The sequence below is a fragment of the Microbacterium karelineae genome (genome assembly GCF_009745985.1).
GTDB classification, from domain to species: domain Bacteria; phylum Actinomycetota; class Actinomycetes; order Actinomycetales; family Microbacteriaceae; genus Microbacterium; species Microbacterium karelineae.
Map to the genome: position 1 here is coordinate 1 of NZ_WFIX01000161.1, position 470 is coordinate 470.

The 470-nt window shown below is 37.7% G+C and carries 1 protein-coding gene; it reads right to left on the reverse strand.

Annotated elements, in window-relative coordinates:
- The coding region (locus GB932_RS22400; protein WP_497755952.1) for an MMPL family transporter at window positions 1-465 on the reverse strand (465 nt) is incomplete at its 3' end.
- Between the last annotated feature and the right edge of the window lie 5 nt (window positions 466-470).

Here is a 470-nt window from a genome sequence, read left to right on the forward strand (position 1 = left end):
AACAATACAAATAACTGTAAGAACAGCAGAAACGATGTAAGCATATTTTCTCTTTCCGATGAAATCGATCCAGGTATTTCTGAATAGGTTCTTCGTAGCCGGAGTCCAAACAGAAAGTCCTTTTCCTTTATTTAATCTTGAGAAAATCATTACTCTTGAAAGCAATACAGACGTAAATAATGTCATTAAGATACCGATCATCAACGTCAATGCAAAACCTTTAATAGGCCCTGTTCCGAAGAAGAACAATACAACTGCCGTTAAGAAAGTCGTAGTGTGACCATCGATAATCGCATTTAATGCATGTTTGAAACCATCTTTGTAAGCTTCAAGAATACTTTTCCCAGCGAATAATTCTTCTTTAGTTCTTTCATAAATGATAACGTTCGTATCCACCGCTACTGCCATGGTAAGAACGATACCCGCGATACCTGGAAGCGTAAGGGTAAAGTCACCCGAATCCATAATAC